At 42.9% G+C, this 24488-nt stretch carries 22 protein-coding genes; 3 read left to right on the top strand and 19 right to left on the bottom strand.

Annotation, left to right across the window (positions count from 1 at the left end):
- Positions 1 to 93: 93 nt before the first annotated feature.
- Together AS888_RS00145 and garR are read right to left on the bottom strand one after the other, a co-directional pair.
- Positions 94 to 1533, bottom strand: a complete 1440-nt coding sequence (locus tag AS888_RS00145; protein ID WP_061140229.1) for a four-carbon acid sugar kinase family protein — start codon at positions 1531 to 1533, stop codon at positions 94 to 96.
- A gap of 7 nt (positions 1534 to 1540) precedes the next feature.
- A complete protein-coding gene (garR, locus tag AS888_RS00140) occupies positions 1541 to 2431 on the bottom strand; it encodes a 2-hydroxy-3-oxopropionate reductase (protein WP_061140184.1) in 891 nt (296 codons plus the stop codon).
- A 268-nt stretch (positions 2432 to 2699) separates the two neighbouring features.
- Here garR and AS888_RS00135 point away from each other — a divergent pair, with 268 nt between their 5' ends.
- Positions 2700 to 3323 carry a GntR family transcriptional regulator gene (locus tag AS888_RS00135; RefSeq protein WP_397250333.1) on the top strand — a complete coding sequence of 208 codons (624 nt, stop codon included), beginning with the start codon at positions 2700 to 2702 and terminating at the stop codon, positions 3321 to 3323.
- A gap of 297 nt (positions 3324 to 3620) precedes the next feature.
- Here the strand turns inward: AS888_RS00135 and AS888_RS00130 are convergent, their stop codons facing one another.
- The 12 genes from AS888_RS00130 to uxaC all read right to left on the bottom strand — a co-directional run bounded on the left by AS888_RS00130 (position 3621) and on the right by uxaC (position 17448).
- The gene (locus tag AS888_RS00130; RefSeq protein WP_061140182.1) at positions 3621 to 4727 is read right to left on the bottom strand and encodes a GerAB/ArcD/ProY family transporter; all 1107 of its coding nucleotides are present in this window, start codon (positions 4725 to 4727) and stop codon (positions 3621 to 3623) included.
- Positions 4728 to 4773: 46 nt separating this feature from the next.
- Positions 4774 to 4926 carry a hypothetical protein gene (locus AS888_RS00125; protein ID WP_260320055.1) on the bottom strand — a complete coding sequence of 51 codons (153 nt, stop codon included), beginning with the start codon at positions 4924 to 4926 and terminating at the stop codon, positions 4774 to 4776.
- 65 nt (positions 4927 to 4991) lie between these two features.
- Positions 4992 to 6227, bottom strand: coding sequence for a Ger(x)C family spore germination protein (locus AS888_RS00120; protein ID WP_061140180.1), 1236 nt, complete (start codon positions 6225 to 6227; stop codon positions 4992 to 4994).
- A complete protein-coding gene (locus tag AS888_RS00115; RefSeq protein WP_081092243.1) occupies positions 6224 to 7816 on the bottom strand; it encodes a spore germination protein in 1593 nt (530 codons plus the stop codon). The genes AS888_RS00120 and AS888_RS00115 overlap by 4 nt, the downstream gene beginning before the upstream one ends.
- Positions 7817 to 8080: 264 nt before the next feature.
- The gene (locus AS888_RS00110) at positions 8081 to 8851 is read right to left on the bottom strand and encodes an SDR family oxidoreductase (RefSeq protein WP_061140179.1); all 771 of its coding nucleotides are present in this window, start codon (positions 8849 to 8851) and stop codon (positions 8081 to 8083) included.
- 128 nt (positions 8852 to 8979) lie between these two features.
- Positions 8980 to 9843 carry a sugar phosphate isomerase/epimerase family protein gene (locus AS888_RS00105; protein WP_061140178.1) on the bottom strand — a complete coding sequence of 288 codons (864 nt, stop codon included), beginning with the start codon at positions 9841 to 9843 and terminating at the stop codon, positions 8980 to 8982.
- The gene (locus AS888_RS00100; RefSeq protein ID WP_061140177.1) at positions 9830 to 10852 is read right to left on the bottom strand and encodes a Gfo/Idh/MocA family protein; all 1023 of its coding nucleotides are present in this window, start codon (positions 10850 to 10852) and stop codon (positions 9830 to 9832) included. The genes AS888_RS00105 and AS888_RS00100 overlap by 14 nt, the downstream gene beginning before the upstream one ends.
- Before the next feature lie 60 nt (positions 10853 to 10912).
- On the bottom strand, positions 10913 to 12073 hold the full coding sequence (locus tag AS888_RS00095) for a Gfo/Idh/MocA family protein (protein ID WP_061140176.1): 1161 nt from the start codon (positions 12071 to 12073) through the stop codon (positions 10913 to 10915).
- Complete coding sequence (locus AS888_RS00090; protein ID WP_061140175.1) at positions 12061 to 12960, bottom strand: sugar phosphate isomerase/epimerase family protein; 900 nt, start codon at positions 12958 to 12960, stop codon at positions 12061 to 12063. Before AS888_RS00090 ends, AS888_RS00095 begins: the two co-directional genes overlap by 13 nt.
- Before the next feature lie 19 nt (positions 12961 to 12979).
- Complete coding sequence (locus AS888_RS00085; RefSeq protein WP_061140174.1) at positions 12980 to 13894, bottom strand: AraC family transcriptional regulator; 915 nt, start codon at positions 13892 to 13894, stop codon at positions 12980 to 12982.
- A 274-nt stretch (positions 13895 to 14168) separates the two neighbouring features.
- Positions 14169 to 15953: a beta-glucuronidase gene (gene uidA / locus AS888_RS00080; RefSeq protein ID WP_061140173.1), complete on the bottom strand. Its 1785-nt coding sequence runs from the start codon at positions 15951 to 15953 to the stop codon at positions 14169 to 14171.
- A gap of 91 nt (positions 15954 to 16044) precedes the next feature.
- Positions 16045 to 17448 carry a glucuronate isomerase gene (gene uxaC / locus AS888_RS00075; protein WP_061140172.1) on the bottom strand — a complete coding sequence of 468 codons (1404 nt, stop codon included), beginning with the start codon at positions 17446 to 17448 and terminating at the stop codon, positions 16045 to 16047.
- 258 nt (positions 17449 to 17706) lie between these two features.
- Between uxaC and AS888_RS00070 the strand changes: the two genes are divergently transcribed.
- Positions 17707 to 18888 (top strand): ROK family transcriptional regulator, encoded by a 1182-nt coding sequence (locus AS888_RS00070; RefSeq protein ID WP_061140171.1) that lies wholly within the window; start codon positions 17707 to 17709, stop codon positions 18886 to 18888.
- Between the two features lie 44 nt (positions 18889 to 18932).
- Here the strand turns inward: AS888_RS00070 and AS888_RS00065 are convergent, their stop codons facing one another.
- From AS888_RS00065 to AS888_RS00050, 4 genes are all read right to left on the bottom strand, one after another.
- Positions 18933 to 20345 carry an MFS transporter gene (locus tag AS888_RS00065; RefSeq protein ID WP_061140170.1) on the bottom strand — a complete coding sequence of 471 codons (1413 nt, stop codon included), beginning with the start codon at positions 20343 to 20345 and terminating at the stop codon, positions 18933 to 18935.
- A gap of 356 nt (positions 20346 to 20701) precedes the next feature.
- Positions 20702 to 21118: a DUF3021 domain-containing protein gene (locus AS888_RS00060; protein ID WP_061140169.1), complete on the bottom strand. Its 417-nt coding sequence runs from the start codon at positions 21116 to 21118 to the stop codon at positions 20702 to 20704.
- Positions 21118 to 21573 (bottom strand): LytTR family DNA-binding domain-containing protein, encoded by a 456-nt coding sequence (locus tag AS888_RS00055; RefSeq protein ID WP_061140168.1) that lies wholly within the window; start codon positions 21571 to 21573, stop codon positions 21118 to 21120. The genes AS888_RS00060 and AS888_RS00055 overlap by 1 nt, the downstream gene beginning before the upstream one ends.
- A gap of 206 nt (positions 21574 to 21779) precedes the next feature.
- Positions 21780 to 22265, bottom strand: coding sequence for a PaaI family thioesterase (locus AS888_RS00050; protein WP_061140167.1), 486 nt, complete (start codon positions 22263 to 22265; stop codon positions 21780 to 21782).
- A gap of 418 nt (positions 22266 to 22683) precedes the next feature.
- On the opposite strand from AS888_RS00050, the gene AS888_RS00045 reads away from it, so the two are divergent.
- Entirely contained in the window at positions 22684 to 23538 is an 855-nt protein-coding gene (locus AS888_RS00045) for a DUF4915 domain-containing protein (protein ID WP_061140166.1), read from the top strand.
- 136 nt (positions 23539 to 23674) lie between these two features.
- Here the strand turns inward: AS888_RS00045 and AS888_RS00040 are convergent, their stop codons facing one another.
- Entirely contained in the window at positions 23675 to 24199 is a 525-nt protein-coding gene (locus AS888_RS00040; protein ID WP_260320051.1) for a GNAT family N-acetyltransferase, read from the bottom strand.
- Positions 24200 to 24488 lie beyond the last annotated feature (289 nt).

The raw sequence follows: 24488 nt of genomic DNA, 5'->3' as shown, positions 1-24488 counted from the left end.
GGCTTGGCTTGAAATCTCAGTCCACTAACTTTTCTGCCCCATCCAATTGTATTCGCTTACACCTAGCCCCGAAGCGGCAAAATGCCGCTCCGATCATTGATGCATCCGTTCTGCCACTTCTTTTAAGGTTGCTTTTGATCCAACATTCCCAGGAAAAATCACATAAGCCATTCCCGGAAACTTGCTTTCGCCTCCTGTCAACCATACTGGAATTCCAGGCTTTACCTGACCAGCTACCGTCGCCCGCTTAACGCCAAGGCCATTCGTCCCTATATCACTTGACGTGATGCCGCCTTTGGCAATAATAAAGCTTGGACGTACTTCAAGCTGCTTGACTATGCTTGTCACTGCATCGGATATCTTCACGGATAGTTTCAATTCTTCTTCTTTTTTGTTCTCCCCAAGGTCGAGGCGCTCCCGCTTCGTATATACGGTGACCGTTTTTCCTTTACGTATGAGTTGCTCGCTCGCTTCAATGACCCGTTGAATTTCCGCCTCAAACTTATTTGGATGCAGGACGAGGTGGACATCGAATTCAATGAACTCGATGAAATCACAGGTTTGAAGAGCTTCAAACTGTTCCGTTGTTTTTTTCACATGTGAGCCAATCATGATAAGACCGCCGTGACCGGAATCTTCTTTCATTAGCTCTTCTTTCGTTAGCAGGGGTTTATCATCTATCCCCCCGATGATTTTTGTTAACGCCGCTGCACTCCGGAACAAGAACTGTTTGCCTGCCTTTATAGCTCGGATCAATGCAATCACAACCACTTTTGCATCCACATATTCAACCGCATTAACAATGACTTTATTGAAATCTTCAACTGCCATTAACTGACTGACCAATCCATCAAAATCAAGATCACGGATACTTTCTAGAGACAGGTATACAGCATCATCCGCTTTAAATATCCCGTTCGACTTTTCTTCTGCCCAGTCACCAAGATGTGATGCTTTGAAACCGAATGTCCGATCCTTCGCGAATTCGGTTTCACCAGCCGGCACTAACGCATCTTCATCCTGCACGTAATGATTGTTATTGATCGTGAAACGGCCGCCTTCTTTGAAAAAGGGCATGATGACTTCTCCATTAAACTTCATGTCTGAATGTGCTTCAACCGTATTTTTCAATACTTCCGTTTCAAGAGGATAATGACCACGAAGTGTAGAATCCCCGCGACTGATGATGATGAATTCTTTGTTCTGCTTCTCCGCTGTTTCCTGGATGACCTTCGCTATTTCCTTATGTGCCCGTTCGGTTTCCGCTGCTGTAAACCCCCTTGAATTGGTCAAAACGAAAAACATCGAATTCCTCTCGGCGAATCCCAATTCAATACTTTCAGCTGACCAATCCGTATAAACGGATATACCGTGAACCGTTTGAACACCTGTTGGATCATCATCCAGGACGATAATTTTTTTATTGAAATCCAGCAATTCGTCAGCGAGCAGTTCATTAACAGCCCGTTCATCGGGAACTGCCGGCAGGCTGGCAAATGTAGCTTTTGCGGTTAGATTGCTTGAATGATTGATAGTCAATTTACACCCTCCTAACTTCGACGTTTGCCAGTTTTTCATAATACTGCACGATGCCTCCGTGATCATCCCCGGCTTTTCCATCCACTTTAAGTGCATGGAAGATTTCCAGCAGCTGGCTAGACAGCGGAAGGGGAACCCCGATTTCATGTGCTGTTTCCATTACATTCGTGATGTCCTTTAAATTAATATCGATCCTTCCTCCAGCTACGAAGTTTCTGTCCAAGATTAGAGGCACTTTTGCATCGAGTACAGCGCTTCCAGCGAGACCGCCGCGAATGGCCTGATACATTTTTTCCACATCAATTCCCGCTTTTGCTGCAAGAACAAGTGCTTCGGACATCGCCGCAATGTTTAAGTTGACAATAACTTGATTTGCCAGCTTCGCCGTGACACCGCTGCCATTCTTGCCAACCAACGTAACATCCGTACCTACGGAATGGAGAATATCAATAACTGATTCGAATACGCTTTCTTTTCCTCCGACCATAATGGCCAATGTCCCATCAATCGCTTTCGGCTCACCGCCGCTAACCGGAGCATCCATCATGTCAACACCCTGTTTAGCCGCTTCATTTGCAATTTCGACCGATATGACCGGTGAGATGGAGCTCATATCTATGATTACCGTCCCTTTTGCAGCCGTTTTCAAAATTCCATGCTCGCCAAGCACGACTTGTTTCACATGCTGTGACGCAGGCAGCATCGTGATGATGACGTCACATGTTTCACCCATTTCCATTGGTGTTCCTGCTTTCGCACCTGCCTCAACAAGTTCTTCTACTGTTTGTATATTAAGATCATTAACCGTTACTTCATAACCTGCTTTTAATAAGTTGGATGACATTGGTTTTCCCATGATGCCTAATCCAATAAATCCAATTTTTTTACCCAATTTCATTTCCTCCTTATTCGCTTTCGTTTAGCTGGTATTGTTACCGTGCCCAAATTAACCTGTACTGCTATGAAAGGACCTTTTTCGAGTGCATGTCCTAATTTTGATTTATAAAGCGTTTTCACAACTTCACTTTAGATTGTACACACTTTTTAATATTTTGTATACAATTTTTAATTTAATGTATACAAAAATTACACTTTTAAATAATCATGCTTATACTTATACTTTAAGATAAGAATAAATCATGATTCGGGAGACGATTGAATTGGTAAAAAAGGAAAACGGTCATGCCTATGTACAAGCTTATGAATATATAAGAGACCGGATTTTGAACGGAGAATTGGAACGCGGTACGAAGCTCGTCGAAGAAAGACTGGCAGAAGAAATTGGGATTAGCCGGACGCCGGTGCGTGAATCCATTCGTAAGCTGGAACAGGAAGGGCTCATTAAGCAAAAACGTGTCGTGAACCCCAGTGATATGGACCTTCGTCACATATTTCAAGTGCGTATATTACTGGAAGGATTCGCAGCGCGCCATTGTGCCAGTTACATGACCGAAGAAGCTCTTGTGAAATTGAAAGAGTGTGTGGATATTGGCAGCACGGGGACTCCGGAAGTAGTCATGTCAGCGAACAATCAATTTCATGAGATTATTATAGGAGCTACTAACAATCCGATGATGATCGATATAATTGACAGGATGAGGTCCATTATCTATTTGTTCCGGAAAACGGTTGTCTACCACAAACGCCCGTTTTTGATTGAGGAACACCAAGAAATCTACCAGGCCATCCTTCATCATAACGGAGACGCAGCAGAGCAGTTAATGAAAGAGCATTTGCAGAATGATTTGGAATTTTGTTTAAATCGCATGGAGCAGAAGCAATAAAGTTCACTGATGCGCAACGGATAGTCAATCTATCTAAAAAACGCTTGCGTACGGATACGCAGGCGTTTCAAAATGTAGACACACTCGATTTTCATCGAGTGTGTCTACATTTTTTTGCTTGTACAATTTGTCCATCGATTGTAACGAAAGGCACGCCTGCGGGGGACTCATATACGCTCCGTTCAGCTTTGTTTTACCTTATAGATACAACCTTTTTACCCTGGCCAATTAGCCGGTACTGGTTAATATTCACTTTCATGTAGGACCTCCATCGTTTCAAGGATCCATTCCTGAAAGTTAGCTTGAATTGCTTTTCTTACTTTTTTTATTTTTGTTGCCGATGATAGCTATCAGCAATAATAGCAGCGGTATGAGCGTTTGAATCAAAGCTCCATAAAATGGGAACGCATTGACATTATAACGCTCCAGGTCCATTGAGTTGGATATGGACCAGAAGCCCGTAATCACAATGAGTATCCCCAATGGCCAGATAATGGGTCGATAATCGGAAAGGTTCAGCCACTGAGCGGTACCTAGGGCCGTAGCATAAAAAAACACGGATATTTTCACGAATGCACCGACAACCCAAATGGCCATGATGAACGACTCCATATGCTCGAAAAAATCAGCGAAGCTAATGTACCTAGCCACGTTCATCAATGGGTATACCTTGGACGGTGTGGTTGCTCCAAGAACGAAAAGGACAATAAGGTTTACGATCACTAATGTGGCCATTACTGCAAAAACGGTCATCATGCCATATCTCATCCCTTTTTTCTTATCCACCAAAAAGGGCAGGAGAAAGGAGATAAGGAAAAATTCAGTATACCAGCCGCCTGGGACAATCGAACCTTTGAGAGGCGGCATCACCCCTTTTGCCAGCACAGGGAAAATATTTTCAAACTCAAGATCTGGAAACACCAAAATGAACAAGATCATTTGAGGTATTAAGAATACAGGGATAAATAATAGAGCGGCCCTCCCCAAACCTTCTAAACCGCCATGCACGACAAAGGCACAAAGCAGGACCATCGAGGCCATGACCACGATGATCGGTGTATTGATCAGAAAGGAGTCCACGACAAATTCTGCGTACTCCCTGACGATAAGTCCCGTAACTTGTATATAGAATGACAGAAATAAAAAGCCGACGATTTTCCCGATCCACCGTCCAATGATTTGCTCGCTGTATTGGATAATCGTTTGTCCAGGATAAAGCATGTGGAGCTTTACGGCAAGATATACAGTCAAATATCCTATGAATGATGCAAATATCGGAGAAATCCAAAAATCGGTATTCGCAAATTTCGCTGTTACGCTCGGGATACCTAGAATGGCCGTTGCAACAATGGTTGGATACAACATGAAAGCCATTTGAAGAGAAGATATTTTACCTTTTTCCATGGGTCTCTCCTTTCCGTTCAGGAAATCAAATCCATCATCCCAGCCCTTACCTTTCCATGAACTCTCCAAGCGGCCTGAACAAAGCTTCAATCCAAGAAGTCGGCCCAGCCATCTCCTGAAGGTTGAACATGGATAGGAGCAAGCCGATAAGCAGCAGGGAAATTAATGCCAGCTTTTCTTTAACAGGTTTTTGTTTCATTCTGGGCCATTCATATAAAATGATCAGTATAATAATGAAAGCTGTACTTAAAAAAGCCGCCCATTTCACCTATCCTTCACCTCACTCTCTGCCAATCCAGCCGGTTTGTTAATATAACCCTGTCTGCGGATATGGGCAGTAACATCGACTTCCACTTTCATTTCTTTAAAAATTTCTTTCCAGTTACGTTCAGCTTCACTAAATTGCTTTGGGTATTTCCGATAAAATTCCTTCGCTAACCCTATGACGTCATCCCCATTACCCTGGAGGTGCAGAAAAGCTAGCCTGATCCGCTTTTCAATATCTTTCTGATAAGCTCGTTCAACGACCTTCAGTGATTCCGGAACGGAAAGGTTTAGTTTTGTCCCATTTTGTATAACCGTCCCTTCTGTATCGATCTTCACGGACGTCTTCCAATTGCCGTTTACTATTTGCGGAATGACGCTTACCTGGGCAGATATCGGATTAATGGATATCTGCCCTTTTATGCCTTCAGGGCTTAAAGTCACTGTATATGATTTCATTTCATCCTTTAACCACAATAATCCCGTTGTGTCCTTAGCGGTCATCGTCCCAGTCATTTTATCTTTTTTAAACAACGCTGTACCAAAGATATATGGAATGCCCTGTAATTTCGCTTCCCCTTTCGCTGGCGGTAAAATTTTTATGAAAGGGAGGGCAACCGCTTGAGATTTGCTTGTTAACATCTCATCCAGCTTATGCAGTGTGACACGCAAGCCCAAATGTAAATCCGATAATTCCTTGATCACTTCTCCCGAATAATTTTCCAAAGGCGGCAGCGATTCCAAGATGGACTTCCCTCTCCCCTTGCTGACAAACACATTCGCTCGTTCACGCGGCTGAGGATGGCGCAGTAAAAAATCCAGTTGCTCCTGAATTCCCTCCTTCGCCAACCGTTCCCCGAATACAAAAACTTTACAATGTCCCCAGAATACCTTTCTGGGTATCTTTCCTTGAAGCTTGGACAAGGCTTCCGACAGATTGGATCCTACATCAGATTTCACCAAGGTAGTTGCCCGGCCACCGCCTTGACTTGGTCCTCCTTCTCCTCCTCCGCTACTTATGGATTTAGGGATGAAAACCTGGATTGACAGCTCAATGGAATCATCATCCTTTTTATCGATGGAGGCGGCAGTGACAATCGCCAAATCATTGATTTCAACTCGATCCCAACAGCCGGTCATCAAAGGGATCGCCATCATGAAGAGAAGATGGATACTTATGGATTTACGTCTTTTCGCTTTCTCTCTTACCGTAATTCGTCCCCTCTCCTTTTTCACTTTTCTTCACTTCCCCTGTTTGGTTTTGGTCCCTGTTCAGGAGACTGGCGGTAAGAGTTGGCTTCACCCGTTAGCCGCGGCCGTGAATCCATCATCCACCAAGGAGCCCTCCACAGCACATCTTTCAGCTCCCGGCTTTTCATCGGGGCTAGCGGGGATAAGTAAGGAACCCCGAAAGAACGGAGATTGCATAGATGAATGGCAATGGCAATGATTCCCATCATGATACCAAGCAGCCCTAACGTTCCTGCAAGCAGCATCATTGGAAACCGCAGCATCCTGATGGCGATTCCCGCAATATAGCGCGGCATCATGAAAGAAGAGATTCCCGTAATGGCCACGACAATGACCATTGGTGCTGATACCAACCCCGCTTGAACGGAAGCTTGTCCAATGACAAGAGCTCCAACGATACTTACAGCTGACCCTATCTGCTTGGGCAAACGGACACCTGCCTCCCTTAATGCCTCAAACGTTATTTCCATAATGAGCGCTTCCACTATGGCAGGAAACGGAACCGCTTCCCTTGATGCTGCCATGCTTAGCAATAATGCTGTCGGCACCGCTTCTGCATGGAAAGTCAGTATTGCGACGTACAAGGAAGGCAGTAAAAGAGATAAAACCATGAACACATAGCGTAGCCATCTAATGACAGTTCCTACCATGAATCGTTGATAATAATCCTCCTGGGATTGAATCAATGAAAAGAAGGATACCGGGGCAATCAACGTGAACGGAGTCCCATCGACAAGAATGAGGGCACGGCCCTCCAACAGGGATGAACTGGCGACATCCGGACGTTCTGTCGACATGATTTGCGGAAAAGGGGAAAATGGATTGTCCTCAATCATTTCCTCGATGTACCCGCTCTCTAAGATGCCATCCATCTTGATTCGTTCCAAACGAGCTGTAATTTCAGTGATCAAGGATTGATCCACCAATCCATCGACATAAGCAATCGCGACCGTCGTTTTGGTGTAATCGCCTATTTTCATGGACCGTATTTTAAGTGCAGGGCTTTTTATGATCCTTCTTAGCTGTGACGTATTGATGCCGAGCGATTCATTGAACCCCTCCCGCGAACCCCTGATTCCACCTTCCGCGACGGGTTCCTCAATTGCCCTCTTTTCCCATTTGGACAATCCTATCGAAAATCCGTAACCTTCACCATCATATAAAAGGAGCGGATTTTCAGTCGAAATCGATTCAATGCAATCCGCTAGCGTATTCACTCTTTTCAATTTGGAAACGGGCATTTTATGTTCAAGGAATTCATGTAATGGCTGTGTAGCAACGTTCGTTTCCTGCATGAGCGGGGAAAGTACATTTTCTTCAATTCCCCCAATATCCGAAAGTCCCTCAATGTAGATAAGCATGGCCTGTGTCTTACCAAAAAGTAGGAACTGGCGGAACATGACATCCGAACAATTATCATAAATGGAACGAAATGTCTCTACGTTTCGGCTGAAATTCGCATCTAACCGATCCGCAGGCTTCGAATCTTGATCAGGTTGTCGTATATCCGGTTTTTTTTGTTTTCTTTTATCCAATAATTTGCCCACATTACGAATCAAGCTGGTTACCCCCATTTTTTGCAGGTCGCTCAAACTCCTTTTTTCTATGTTTCTTCACAAAAGGGTATTTTATACAAAACATCCTGGAACTCACAAACACAAATAGAACTATGGTAAACATCTGAAGGTCACCACTGAGGAAATGATTATCTATAAGCGAATGAAAGAGGATTATCGGATGGAGAGAAAGAAAAGGTCAAAATCATTGGAGTGGTACGTACGCATAATAAAGAGGTAAAGCCCTGGTCGCTTTACCTCTTGTCGTTCTTGTTATATCTCTCAAATTGTCATACTGCCAAATCCACCGTCCACTCGAATAAGTGTCCCAGTGACAAAGCTCGATGCTTTTTCAGAGGCGAGCCACACGGCAGCACCTTGCAATTCCTCCGGAGTGCCAAAACGATTCATTGGCGTATGCTCCATGATCGACTCAATCCTTTCAGCGCTCAAGATTTTTCTATTTTGTTCTGCAGGAAAGAAACCGGGGATGATTGCATTGACACGGATGCCGTTCGGGGCGAATTCCCGCGACAAAAACTGTGTCACGCTGTTAAGCCCTGCCTTTGAAACGGAATATGTAAATACCTTTGATAAGGGCGTCGTGGAAGAAACGGAAGAAATATTGATGATACTGCCTCGTCTTTCCTGATCGATCATTTTCTTCGCAAAGATCTGGCAGGTTAACACGATACCCTTCAAGTTGACATCCATAATATCGTCCCATTCATCCATTTCCAGTTCAAAGAACGGTGTTGAACTATTTTTCCCAGGCGCATTCAGAAGGATATCCCAGCCGCCGGACCACCGTTGAATTTGATCTGCCGCTTCCAATAAAGATTCACGGGAGCATACATCAGCCTGAAAAGCCTTTGCGCTTCCGCCGCCGTTTTCAATTTCCTTAACAACTTCTTTTGCTTTGTCAAGATTTCGTCCGACTATCGCTACCTTAGCACCCTGTGCAGCAAGTCCTTGAGAAATGGCAGAACCCAATACGCTATTTCCGCCAATCGCAACGGCGGTTTTTCCAGTTAAATCGAATAAATTTGTCATTCCGCTTCTCCTATCCTGCAAGGAAATCATTGGGGAGCAAATCAACTCTCGATACCTTGATTAATTTACCCGTAATCCTTGATTCCATTGATAATCTACGGCCAGTGCCAATCGCTTTTCTTATCGGATCAAAACCAGTCAGAATAACCTAGGCTCCTTAAGTGATCTGCAGAGGTTTTGAGGCAATCGAATGGATCTCGGCCGTATAAGTCATCTTGCTCAATGAGAAAGTACTGTGAACCGCTGTTCAAGCCGGCTTCGATGATCGCTTTGAGATCAAGACTTCCTTCACCAAGCTCTGCGAATTGAATTACGTTGTTGAAGGCTTGAAAAAACTTGTCTTGGTCAAAATCGTTTTTAAAACCGCTCATATCCAATTGACCGATGCGATAGTCCTTTAAATGAATTAAAGCGATTCTTCCCTCGAATTTATTGATTACCGCAACCGGATCCAGTCCGCCCCTTTGAATCCAGTGGACGTCCAATTCAAAGCCTATCCTGCGCGTATTATCCTTGATGATATCCAATAAATATTCACCATCGTATTTTTGGAATTCTATATGGTGATTATGATAATACAGCTCTATCTTATGCTCGGCCAATCTTTCCGCTGCTTCGTCCGCTTTTTTTACGAAACTAAGGATTTTATCTTTATCGCCTATAGTCGTAAAAGGAAGCATGCCAATTCGTAAAAAACTGCAATCCAACGTTTTGCAATCGCTTACGATTTTCTCGAAATCATCCGTTAGTGTTTCCCCTGCCATTCCTGGCAGCATCGGCTCTAACGCGGCTGATAGAGCGGCAATTTCTATATCGAAATCTTGGCTGGCCCTTTTTAACTCGGCAACATTTTCAGCAGTCATCGGAATTTGTGAAACTTCAACAGCATGAAAATCGAGCTCCTTGATTTTTCTCATCGTTTCATAGACGCCCAATTCCTCGACCTTCCCTTTAAGCATCATCATTTGCACACCGATTTTAGCTTTTCCCATTATATTGTCCCTCCATGAATATCGCTTTTTTCATTTGCGATGATTTTCGAATCGCTTCAATCATTTTGAGCGATGGAACGGCTTCCCAGGCATGAACGTAAGCTTGCGTGTCAGATAAAATGCTTTCATAGAAGGCATCAATTAATTTGGCATGGCTGGCACCATAATAGAACTTCGATCCGGGAAGCTTCGCGTCTTCCGCCAATCTTTCCTTATTTCCCATTTCATCCACACTAAAGAGAATACTGTCTTTAATGGTGAGTTTTCCCTTCTCCAAAAGCACCTGTAACTCCACACTATCATTGTCCGCATTCGCGATCGTAGCGAAAAACAGCCCCCGCGCCCCGCTGTCGAACGTAATATTTGCTATGGCTGTATCTTCCACTTCAATCTCATAATCCAGCAGTCTGGAAACCTCCCCTTTTATTGAAACCATTTTCCCACCAATCAGCTGCATCAAATCCAGTGTATGAAGGGCTTGATTGATCATGACCCCTCCTCCGGCTTGGTCCAGTTTTCCGCGCCATGGCTTCACCTCATAATAGGATGGCGGCCTGCTCCAGGTTACTATTCCCTTCACGCCAAGCACCTTGCCGTAGATGCCGCTGTCCAGCAATTTTTGAAGCTTTTTAAAAGATTCATTGAAGCGGTTCTGTAAACATACACACAACCTTACATTCTTATGTTTTTCCTCTAGCTTCACAAGTGTTAGTCCTTCTTCGGTGTTCAAGCCCAAAGGTTTTTCCTGAAATACATGCACCCCTTGTTCCATACAATATTTCGCCACAGGATAATGAAGATGGTGAGGCAGACAAAGGTGGACACAATCGATTGCCTCCGTTTCAATCATCTCTTGGTAATATTCATAAAATTTAGCACCAGGTACAGAATCCCTTAAGGCTTCATCGATATCGCAAACAGCGCACAGCTCAACCATTGGGTTTGCTTGTATGGCAAGAATGTGTATGGGAGAAATATCTCCGAGCCCGATAACTGCCGTTTTCAACATACTCCAATCTCCCCCTCTAACAGATTTCTTTACCAGTGAATATTTCTGGATTTAATCACATTACGATGTGACAGGCGCATTCTTTTCTTCCTCAATTCGCTTTTTCAATTCCAGCAAGAATAGTTCTTCATCGAATGGGATTTCGATTTCTTTATCCAACCAGCTTGATAGATGAATCGCATTCGCTAAGGTAACTCCATGAATACCGTCACTGCCAGGAGCAAGTATCGGGGTCCCTTCCAATACCGCTGCAGCGAAGTTTTCCAATACGGCTATATGCTGTGCCCCCCATACACTTTCGAATTCCAGCACTTCCTCACTGTAAATATCAGATTGATTGCCGCCCATGAATATTTTCATGACATCCTGCATGCTCATGCTGTCACTCAATTCCGATTCTGGCTTCGAAAGTCTTTTGATCGTCACTTTCTTGCTGTCATCGACAACGATTTTTCCTTTATCTCCTACTATTTCAAACCGATCTGTGCCAATCACATCATGGGTGCAGGTAATGAACACACCCGTGGCCCCATTCCCGTAATCAAGAAGAGCCGTGACTTCATCCTCGACTGCAATATTCCGCTGATATCCATATTTCACATTGGAGTATACCTTTTTGGGTATTCCGCATATCCATTGAAGCAAGTCAAGCTGATGTGGTGCCTGATTCACGAGAACACCGCCGCCCTCTTCACCCCACGTTGCCCTCCATGCACTTGAATCGTAGTATCCCTGTGGCCTCCACCAGGTCGTGATCATCCAATTTGTTCGGCGTATTTGGCCAATCTCCCCATTATCGATGATTTCCTTCACCTTTTGATACAGTGGATTCATCCGTTGATTGAACACGATACCGAATGTTAAATGCGGTTTTTGGGCTGCATAATCATTGAGCTCCCTTACCTGCTTTGTATATACGCCAGCGGGCTTTTCGACCAAAGCATGAATCTCCCTCTTCAATGCTTCCACACCTATTTCCGGATGCAGATAATGTGGCACACAAGTAACGACCGCATCCATATCTCCGCTATCGAGCATATCCCTGTAATCCTCATAAAAAGGGACGTCTGGATATTTTTCTGCGGCCAATTCCTTCTTAGCAGGGTCAATATCACAAATCGCCCCGATCACCATGTTTTCCACTTTTCCATCAGCCAGAAATCCTGCATATAGCCCGCCTTGCGCACCTAGCCCAACTATCCCCAATCTCACTTTTTCCATGCCAATCTCTCCTCATTATCAATTTTCCCTAGAATCTTTAAGAGTGCCTCGTATTGAAGCTTATAGCCGCTTTTTCCATCAAGCCCTTTATTCTCGATAAACCACATAGCGTCTTCCAGCTCCAGATCCTTTAATGAATCAAACCGAGCAAGATGCGGCTCAAGGGTCAAGAAACCTTTGTAGCCTTCATCTATCAATTGAGAAAGGATTTCCGGTATTCTTCCATCTCCCATTCCGCACAAAACATTTTGATTCCTTTTTGTGACGGCATCCTTGATATGGATATACATCACATCATCCTTCAGCAAGTTGTAGCAATCCTGGGTGTTTTCACCACACTGGACAAAGTTGGCAAAATCAAAAATCGCCTTAAAATTTTCCGAATCTACCTTTTCCAATATTTCCGCGCATCTTCGGCCGATATCTCCGTAGATATCCTTCTCATTTTCATGCAATAAAATAACATCGTATTTTTCGGCTATGGCCGTGAATTCTTTCAATTTCCTTACCACATCTTCTCCAAATCGGTCAGGCTCCTCCCCGTTTGGAATATAAAAACTGAAAACGCGGATATATTTGCAGTCTAGCAGGGTGCTTATTTGACAAATAACCTCCAGCATCCGCCTATGTTCCAAAAAACCGGCTTCATCATTTATAAAGATCTTTCCGATTGGCGATCCGATGGAAGATACACCTATGCCTGCTTTTTGGAGTCTAGGAAGTACCGTGCTTCTTATGTCTTCGATTGAAAAATCCCCTATGTTTCTCCCGTCAATGCCACGTAAAGAAATATACTTCATTCCAAGCTTTGCAACCGTTTCAAGCTGTATATCAAAATCCGATGAAATTTCATCGGAAAATCCTGATATCAATAGATTTGGATTCATTTAGATTTCCCCCTCCCCCTTAAGATATCCCAATGTTCAGTCTATTTTTACGATATTGAGATGGCGTCACGCCAGATTTTCCCTTAAAAAACCTGCTGAAGTGAGCAATACTTTCAAAACCCGTTGCCTGGGAGATCTCCCCAAGCGTTTGGTCAGGTTCCATTTCCAGCAAATACTTCACCTGGTTAAACCGGCAGCCCATCACATATTCCATGACGGTAAACCCAGTTACTTCCTTGAAAACGTGGGATGCGTAATACTTACTAAGATTCATTTCATTGGCCAGTCGATCCAAACTTACTTTTTCGGTATAGTGATCATTGATCCAAGAGGCAATTCCCTCAGCATGATGCTCCTTTTCGGTCCTTTTGTTGGAATGCTGAGCTAATTCTTTATGGCTCATTTTATAGATTTTCACCAGTAATTGAACAAGTTCCAGTTTTATTTCCGCTTCACTCGTGTTACTTTTTTTCCCTTTTTGCTGCAGTTCTGCCTCTTGATTAGCAATAAGGCCGCTGATCCTCTTTAATCCTTCGTCCACACAAATCCCGGCTTCATCATAACCTGTCCGCAGCAAGCAATTGTTAAGCTTCTGAAAGGGATCAAGCAAATTTGGGGTTCCCAGGATAACCAACAACTCCTGCAGCCAAATTGGTGAAAAGTGAATCATGCTTCTTATGTAAGTACTTCCTGGCTGCGGATTAGGTTTATGCAAGGTCATGCCATCCAAAAGAATGATATCCCCCGGCTGTAAATCATAGATCCGGTTGTTGATTAAATACCGGCAATCCCCTGAATGAAAAAAGTAAATCTCATACTCATGATGTGAGTGAAAGTTGAATGGGTGTGCCTCCACCCCATGCACTCGGTAAAAGGAATTGATCCAATCCCCCATAGGCTGGCCTGGATAAAAAGATGGTAGATGATCATTCATTACACTAAACACCTCGTAAAGTAAGCGCTATCAATTCATTATTTTCCTTACGTTTATTTTATCGGAGCCCTATTAAAAAAGCATTCTCCTAAAAGGCTGAATAATTCTTTATTTTTGACTGATATTGCTTTTTGCAAAATATTATCAGGCAAATGCTATCATTCTTGCACAAAAGCACCAGGGAATATCCTGATGCTTTCGAATTCACTTTTAAAGCCTGCTTCAACACTTGTTTCGCCCTTATTTCCCAGACAACTCCGGAAGTGCACCCACCTTATTTCTTATAGTGGAAATCAGGAATTTCCGTCCAGCGCCTGCGTAACTCATGAGCAGCATGCTTCGGTTTTCGCTCTCGGGTAAAGACTCCTTTTTTATTGCCTTGGACACGCATGATCCCTTGACTCGTTGCGAAGTCCGCGAAGTTCCAAACTTGTTCGCCGATAAAATTATTGAATTCATCAAAAACTTCATGATTGGCTTTTAAATATTCCACTTGGTATTCTTCGGTGAACATGACCGGATCTACATCATGGAAACCGGCCACTGTATCCGCTCCATACTCCGTCATCATAATTGGCTTTTCGGGACATCTTTCATTCCAGCCTTCAAATTCCTCACGCAGCTTCGCTTTTGCCGAATCAAGGTCCCCGCCGTCAATATACCAGCCGTAATAGCGATTCAATGCAAGGACATCAATCAAGTCAGCAACTTTGTCGGTTTTTGGCGTTGCACCTAGATGAGTAACGATTGTAACTGGCCTTCTTTGCGGGTCCAACTCCTTCGTTAAGTCGACTAACGGTTTAAAATATTCATATGCCCCCTCTTCCTCTGAAGCAGGTTCATTCGCGATACTCCACATCACGACTGAAGGATGATTCTTATCGCGTTCTATCAGCTCTCTCATAACGTCTTGATGATGCTCAAACGTTTTGATTGCCTGCCATGTGCTCTTCTTATTTGTTTGTCCGTTCAGTACTGCCATAAAGTTCAAATGGACACCAACGGCCGTCGATTCATCAATGACAACGATGCCTTCACGGTCGGCAAGACGCATCAATTCTTCAGAATAAGGATAATGGGAGGTCCGGAATGAATTGGCGCCCAACCATTTCATTAGCTTGAAATCCATTACATTTCCTGCTTCATTGAACCCCCTGCCATGGATCGGTGTATCTTCATGCTTACCAAAGCCTTTAAAATAAAAGGGCTTGTCGTTGATGAGGAATTTCCCATTTTGCACCTCAACTGTCCTGATCCCAAAGGGCTGTTCATATTGATCGACCATTTCTCCATCTTCGGATAGTTCTATATTCAACGTATATAAATAGGCATTCAACGGCTCCCAAAGCTTCGCATCCTTGACCATGATTGCATTTGAGGCACCAGCTGCCGTGCCAACAACTTCACCTGACTCATCCATCACGCTGACATTAATCTCCGATTTCCCTGCTGTCTTTACTGTATAGCTTATTTCTCCACTCAATTCTGTCACTATCGTTACATCTTTAATGTACGTGCGAGGTGTTGTATAGATCTTTACCGGACGTTGCAGCCCAGCGTAGTTGAAAAAGTCGAAATTAGGCATATTGCGGATTACTTTTCCAATGCCAGCAACTTCTTTTTCCGAATAAGTTCCGACCGGCAATGTGGTATGGTCGACAACATTGTTTACGGCGACCGTCAGCCGGTTTTTCCCAGGGGTTAAAAAGGGATTGATTTCTGCTTCAAACGGGAGGAATCCGCCTTTATGTTCAATTGCCAGCTCTCCATTTACATATACCTTTGCAACATGTGTTGCCGAACCGAATCTTACTATAATACGCTCCGACGCAAGGGAGACCGGTAAGGTAAATTCACGTTCATACCAGACCCAGCCAACGTGATTACGGATTTCACTTGTAACTCCTACATCATTGAAGGAAGCAGGGACGGCCATCGTCATTGTACCCAATAATTTTTCGTCTTTCCAATCTTCATGGAAGCCCGGATCCAATTTAAAGTTCCAAACTCCATTAAGGTCGATGAGGTTTCTCGTCTCGGTTACGATTGGGTATAACATTTCCAACACTCCTTTATCATAAAAAACAGTATTCTTAAACTCCCGCGATCAATTAAATAATCCAACAAAGAGGAAAAACATCGCTATGTTTTTACCGTTTCGTAAAATAGTTTTCGGCATTGTAATAACCGATATTCCTGACCATTTGTTCACGCAGCTCTTTATCATCCGGCATCAGTCCTTGCTCCGTCCAATCTCCTAGGATGTTGCAAAGAATCCTACGGAAATAATCATGGCGGGCATAAGAAAGGAAGCTTCGGGAATCAGTCAGCATACCAATAAAATGGCTCAGGAGTCCGACATTCGCCAGTTCCTTCATTTGTTTCTCCATTCCATCTATGTGGTCATTAAACCACCAGCCTGACCCAAATTGTACCTTTCCGGCAATCCCTTCTTCACAGAAGTTCCCGACCATTCCTGCAAGAATCGGATTATCTTTTGGGTTTAAGTTGAATAATACGGTTCTTGGCAGTGCCTCCTCTTGATCAAGTGCATCAAGAAAACGGGATAATCCTTCCGCCAAATTGGCCTCGCCGATCGAGTCGAACCCGCTGTCGGTGCCAACCCGTTCTTTCATCTTCGTGTTGTTATTCCTCATCGCCCCCATATGCAGCTGCATGACCCACTGCTTTTGGGCATACATTTTCCCGAGCTCCTTCATTAAGAAGGATCGGTAAGCATCCAGCTCTTCCGTTGATAGCTGCTGGCCATTCAACCGCTTCTTCAGGATGATATCCGCTTCTTCTTTAGTGGAATCTACATATACCATTTTCTGAATATCATGATCCGATCCCCTCCCACCGTTTTCATGAAAATAGTTGACCCGATGCTTAAGCGCATTTATTAGCTTTTCTATTGAATTCACTTCAATGCTCGTTACTTTTTCCAGTTTTTTAATCCAGCTATTAAAATCAGGACGTTCCACGAATAGCGCTCCATCAGGACGGAAAGTTGGAGCAATGGTTATATGAAAGGAATCATCCTCATTCAACGACTGATGAAATTCAAGCTCCGAGACAGGATCATCCGTCGTCCCGATAAATGTAACGTTCGATTTTTCGATAAATGATCTGGGCCTGAACTCTTGCCTGGAAAGCTTGTCATTACACTCATCATAAATTTCACGTGCAGTTTTTGGACTCAGGATTTTTTCGATGCCAAAAAACATTCTCAACTCCATATGCGCCCAATGATACAGAGGATTGCCTATTAAGTGAGGCATCGTTTCCGCCCATGCGGCAAACTTCTCCCAATCGCTGCAATCACCAGTAATATATCGCTCGCCAATGCCTTGCATGCGCATCGCCCGCCATTTATAATGGTCGCCACCCAGCCACAATTGCGTAATGCTTTCATACGGTTTATTTTCCCACACCTCTTGTGGGGACAGGTGACAGTGAAAATCAAAAATTGGCAAATCCACACCGGCATTTTTGTACAATTCAATGGCAGTGTCCGTATTTAACAAGAAATGTTCATCCAAAAAGGCTTTCATATATTTCCCTCCTGATCCATTCATAAAAGTTTAAGTACCATTCAATCTGTAAGCCCTTTCATTTAGCAACTCAGGAACTTCACGCAACTCATTTAATTCGTTTACTAAACTAATTAAATATATGAATAATTTATCATTTTTTCACTTTTCCGTCAATTAACTCTTTCTGTGTGCAAAAATCAAATCCTAAATGACGATCCCGAAACTGTTATAATGGTCATATATCCAAAAAGTTGTTGCCAAAATGGGAGGATTTTTATGATAACCGGTGATGCAGCATATATCAAAAAGATCAATCGCGCATTGATTATTAAGGAAATAATAAAGGAAGGCATGATATCAAGGGCCGATTTGTCCAAGGCTACGGATTTAACAAGGGCCACCATCTCAGCACAGGTTGCAGACTTATTGGAAGAAGACTTAATCGTGGAAACACAACTGGAATATACCGGCGTCGGCCGAAAACCCATCATGCTCTCCTTAAACGGCCAAGCAGGATATGCTCTCGGGATCGACATTGATTATGGGCGGATTTCCTTCACTTTAAGCGATCTGCTGGGGAATTGTATCACCTCCTCCATCCAAGAATTATCGACGACGGACTATTCGGAGGTTCTCCAAGTGGTAATTGAAACGATTAAGCAGCTCAAAGCGACCTATGCTGACAGTCGCTATGGCATCGTCGGGGTCGTCATTGCCATTCACGGCCTTGTAGGAAAAGATGAAATCATTCACTATGTCCCGCGCTTCAAATGGCATGATATCGATTTGAAAAGTGCGATTGAAACGGAATGTCAAATGGATGTCCATCTAGAAAACAATGCTAATTTAAGTGCTTTTGCCGAGCGGATATTCGTGCATCATGAAGCGAACAATCTGCTCAGCACAACATTTCATTCCGGAATTGGCCTTGGAATGATGATGAAGGATGATTTTTTTCGCGGACATGATGGATTCGCTGGGGAAATCGGCCATATGATCGTTGTTCCGGACGGCAAACCGTGCAATTGCGGCAATAAAGGCTGCTGGGAGAAGTATGCTTCGGAATCGAGTATATTTGAATATTTATCTGAAGAAAAAAAAATACCCAACTTAACATATGAGCATATTCAAAGGATGATTGATGAAGGCGATGCAGCGGTACATAAGGTTATGGACCGTTTCATTTACTATATATCGATTGGCATTAACAACCTCATCAATATGTATAATCCCGATGTCCTCGTATTGGACAGCGAGCTGCTGCGAATATATCCTGATTCCATAACCAAAATCAGCAATAATCTTACCTCCTCCATTAGCCATTACCGTGAAATCACTTTATCGGCAATGGGTAAAAAATCCTGTGTCATGGGTGCATGTGCCTTGGCGATTAAAAAATTCCTTGATGTTCCGATCCTGAATCTATCTTACGAAATCAGTCAGCAGAATAAGTCCTGAAAAAAAACTCCCCTTTCGATGTTGCCAGAAAGGGGAGTTTTTCATTATTCCATACCGCTTCTTCTCTCAGCCAAGTCTTCAGCCAATTGAAGGGTCCTTTTTTTGTTCAATGGATAAAGGAAGGCCAATATCAAGAAAACGACGATATAAATCACCGAGGGAGCCAATGTTGCCAATGCATGGATTCCATCAAGTGCTTGCTGTGTTTGTGCTTCGCGTGTTGCATCGTAACCGACCATTGCTATTGCAAAACCGCCAATTCCTCCTGCAATTGCCTGCCCTACTTTACGAGCGAAAGAATAGATCGAATAGACCGTTCCATCTTCGCGAAGCCCCGTCAAATATTCATGATAGTCGATTACATCCGTTACAAATGCCCACACCACGATATTAAAGAATCCAAAGCCAAACATCCCTATCGCAGATATGATGATGAATTGCATAGCGGATAGGTTCGGCAAGAAGTACAAAAGACCATATACTACTCCCGCAAGCAGCATTCCCATGGACGCCGTTTCTTTTTTACCGAACTTTGCCACGCATGGTTTTGCTATCGGCATGGCCAGGAATACGGCAGCGGTTTGAACGAAGCCGATAATGCTCAGGGCCCAAGCATTGCTGAAATAATCTTTAAATAAGTAAACGTTAATCGCTCCTATCAGCATCGTACAGATCATGAAAATCAAAGATGCACAAAGGATGGACAATAAAGGACCGTTTTTGACTATTCCTTTTACGGACTTCTTTAAAGAAGTTTTTTGCACTTGATTAATGGGGGCACTGAACCGTTCAGTCGATAATTTATAACAGGCCATATAACAAGTGATGGAAAGAATGCCAAAAATGATGGCTCCAAGCAGAAAACGGTTGGGTTCTGCCTTATTATCCACGAAAAGAATCAATGGTCCCGCTACGTTTATGATTAAACTGGCGAGCATCGCGCCCATAGTCCTGAAAGTGGATAATGATGTTCGCTCGACAGGGTCGCTTGTAATGACCGAAGCCATTGAGCCATATGGAATGTTAACCGTGCTATACAAAGTTCCCCACACAATGTAGGTGACAAAGGCCCAAGCCATATAAAAACCATCTGACATGCCTGGGATTTTCACGAACATCAATACTCCGGATACGACTAAAGGGAAGGACATCCGGAAAATCCAAGGTTTGAATTTCCCATGCCTGCTTGGCTTTCTTGTATCAATGAAACGGCCCCAGGTAACATCAGCAACCGCATCCCATAGCCGCGCTATCAAAAAAAGGATTCCTACCGTTGCAGCACTGATATGAAAAATATCAGTATAATAAACCATTAAAAAGGAGCTTACCAAGATAAAGAAAAAATCATTTCCAAAATCCCCGAATAAATAGCCGACCTTATCACGCATTCCGAATTTTCTGACTTCCCCGATCGCAGCATCTTTGCCAACGGACTCCAACCTTTCTAATTGACCCATCTCCATCCCCCCATACCAATAGAAATTACTGATTCATCAGGTTTTTTTTCTTGGAAGAAATAATCATGTATGGTGTAACCTAATAAAGCACCTTGCCATCCCCTTCTTTGAAAGCCCTTACAATCAAACGCAACCTTTTTTTAATTAGTTTAGTAAACTAACCAAATATTTCTATAATTAGAATATCACCTGACTTTTCATCCGTCAATACGTTTTGTAAGCGTTGACATTAAATATTTAGAATATTACGATTTATCACCGACTATGGAACGAAAAGGTACCGTGAAACATTTCAAACCAAGGTGAGCCGCTGAAAAAGTGGCTCACCTTGGTTTATCTAAATTTTGGTCTCTCCTTCATTTCCCTCTCTCATCCAATCCATCATTCAGCATTTTCACTTGATGGCGGAAATAAAGATAAAAAATAATCCAGATGATCCCATAGAAAGGCAGGAAAATCGCTATTCCAGTCATTAATCCTTTAAAAGAGAAGGGAATCCATCCGACAAAAAAGGAGAGCAGGAAATAAAGTACGGTGACAGTGAAGAAGTGCAGGATGGTCTGAAATAATAAGCTCCATTTTTCGACCTCGAAAATGATGGTTGCCGTGCTGAAAAACCAGCCACATAATAGACAGCCTATCGCATTTTTCACAAAGAGGTCACTGTCCAAAGCATCGACCCCTCCAAAGCCGATGACGCCAAAACATATCAGCACCATCACAAGCGCTCCAAAGCAAATCCCAACAAAGCTCCGGATCAATAGTGTTTTCATCATAATCCCTTCCTTTTCCATTGAAATGCTTTCTTGATTCCTTGAACGTAGTGCCGTGAAACATATTCCTTCTCCCCTGACCGAAAATATACACATAATGTTCCATTGAAGGACGCCTCGAATCTGCTTAACTCATCTAAGTTGGCAATCACTGACTTGGACAACCTCACAAACTGGTTACTTGGAAGTTCCCTTTCAAGCTCGTATAATCTCTCTCTCATTTCGAAAGTCCCTTGTTTTGTCCGTACCATAATCGAATCCTGTTCCGTGAACAAGCAGATGATTTCCTCCGTCCGGAATACATGCTGCATGTCTTCCTTCCTCCCAACAAAATACGGCCTTTTCCTTTCTTTTAAGCGCTCCATCAATTGCTCCAATTCCTCATTCCAAGCATTGTTGCGGATAAGCACTTCTATCGCCTTGACCTCCTCATCTATCTCTACCTTTATCTTCATATGTGGTGCCTCCCTTTAGCTTATAGTTAAAGTATATTGAGAAATCGAAAAGTTAGTTTCCATTTTCCGGTAACAGGTAACATTTGAACCTTGACCGGCTTGAAATGAGCACTTACATACACTAAATAACCGTCCAAAAAGTTGGACGGTCCCCTATCCTTCCATATATAAGCCTTCATGCGTGAATCGTAAGGCTTCCCCTTGCGCTACCCTTTAGTTGTAAAAGTGCTTGGCATTACGACTGCCACAACCTCTCCGCGAGCGCAAATTGTATCATGTGCAAATACTTCGGTTTCGATTCTCCACTTCTTCGGGTGTATCTCATGAATGGTGCCAACGGCCATTAATCGGACATCGTTCGGGGTTGGCCTTACGAACTCCACATTCAGTGAAGCTGTCACAAACCTTGGAGGCTCGGTCCCGTCTCCTATATCATGGCCGTTTTTTCGATGCAGTGCCAAAGCAGCCGAACCAGTTCCATGACAGTCAATTAGCGAGGCAATCACGCCACCGTATACAAACCCGGGAATGGCCATATGCTCCGGAAGCGGCCGATATATCGTCCTTGTATGCTCGCCATGCCAGCCTGTCCGAAAATGATGGCCTTTTTCATTTAATCGGCCACATCCATAACACCAGGCAAAATCGTCGGGATATTCATCTTGAATCGCTTTTTGCACAGTCTCCTCCATCATTTCTTCCCCCTTAATATTAGGTGAACCAGTAAAGCCATACTTCCTGTAGAATGGCAATGAACTTAACTGGGACGCACGCCATAAAGCTTCAATTCATATGCAATTCCCTGTTGTGTTTATCCGTTTTATATAGCATCTTCTAAAAGTCTCCGTTTAGGGCCCATCCACAACCAGCGCTTTTTTGATCCGCATCATTCAACTCTACATATATTCTATTTCTTCAGAGAATTATCCTGCCGCTGATTGGAACGGAATCGATATTCAGGGAAATAAAAGGAAAATCCTCTTAAAATGAACAGATTTTATAAATCAGCAGCAACATCCACTATTATCCTACTAGCTAGTCCAAACCATAACGAAAAAAAATCATACTATATGAAAAAGGAATTATCCCATCAAGGAGGGGCAACCTTACATGATACCCATAGACGATTGTAAATTGTTGATTTCATGCTGCAATCATAAAGGCGGTCTTTATTTAGTCGATATAAAACATCAACAATATGAAATGAAAAAGGTGTTAGACGTTGGATGCACAGGTATTACAAAATACGGCAGCTCTTTTGTCGTAATCTCAAATTTGCATGGAATCTTTATTTTGGATGAAAACTTAAAGGTAATAAAAAATAAACCTTTATCTACAGACTTAGATTTACATGGCATCGCCATAGACAACGACAAAGCTTATATTGTTGAAACTAAAACTAACTCAATTGGTATTTATAGTTTAAAAAATGACTTGGAAAGAATCGATGAAATTAGATTTTCACCGGAAAATGACGATGTTTCCCACGTCAACGATTTGTATATAGTGAATGAAACGTTATATGTATCCATGTTCTCGAATCCTCCAAAGAAAAAATTGACCTCCTTCGCAAGCTATTTCCCTCATAAAACAATCCCCAGAGGTGTGATTCTGGAATACTCTTTAGAGGAAAGAAAAGTGGTTAAAATATGTCATGATAAATTATTTCAACCTCACAGTGTTTTACATCATGATCATAATCTGTATTATTGTGTTTCAGGTGAATTCCTGGTAAAGAGGAATGAAGAAGAAATTTTTAAATGTCTTGGGTATACTCGCGGTTTAGCAGTTAATAATCAAATGATGGTTATCGGCCAAAGTGAAAGTAGACATATACCGATTTTATTAACAAAACATACGAACGTATTACTGGACTGCGGGATTTATGTTCATGATATCTCTTCGAAGCTTTCCTCGTTTATCCATATACCGTCTGAAGAAATCTATGGGATTTTGGTGATTTGAATATAATACTGACTGTGGACAAACCTTCGCTAGAAATCTGGTTAGTCCACAGTTCTTTTGATGGATTGTAAGGATTCGAACAGGAAAGATACTCAGGACAATCCTCTATATATTACGGAAAGGAACGAAAGCTGCTTTATTCAAGAACATAATGGAAAACCCATTCCTCGCCGGCTTCCCCGGTAAATCTGTTGCCCTTATCAACGAAACCGGCTTTCACGTATAAGTTTATTGCTGGAACATTCGTATGGTGCACCGTGAGAATGATCTCATTTTTATCCGGATGCTCTCGTTTTATTAACTCCGGCAATTTTTTCAAAGCAACGAATGCCAGCCCCTTTTTCTGGTGGCGTGAATCCAAGGAGAATGATTTAAGGAGAATGGCGTTCTCATTTCTTGTATATTGATTTCCCGCCTTATCGGTATATAGGGCAAAACACCCTACCAAATCATCATTCAACCAGATCATCTTCGGAAGATTATACGTATCCCGCCTGAAGTCTTCAATGACTTTCAAGGGCAGCGATGTATAAATTGCTTGTTCCAAAGGCAAACAATAATCGTTCAGCGCTGCAAGATCTTTTTCCCTGAAAGGCCTTATCTCTAGCCCCGTTCCCATAAAATCACCAACACATCCACCTTTAATATTTGACCATTTCATATTACCAGATATTAACGGGAACGCCGCAATCAATTTCCTTAGAACCTATTCACAAACAAAAGAATGGAATTGAAGGCGCAGGTCTTCCAAAGCCATTGCTTAGAGTGGAAAGCAACGGACATTACGAGAATGGGCAAACTCCTGGGAGTTTACTTACAGTCAAAAAAAGGAATGGCTTAAAGCCACTCCTCTCAGTTTGTAGACAAAAGGGGTTCGGAATTAAAAAATTCCGAACCCCTTTTGAAATTCCTTTGAAATTTTGACCAAAGGTTACGAGATTTGGGCTCTT

This window comes from Peribacillus simplex, from assembly GCF_001542915.1.
GTDB classification, from domain to species: Bacteria; Bacillota; Bacilli; order Bacillales; family DSM-1321; genus Peribacillus; species Peribacillus simplex_B.
The sequence above is the reverse complement of the archived record's forward strand: the minus strand, read 5'-3'. Positions and strand labels throughout refer to the sequence as shown.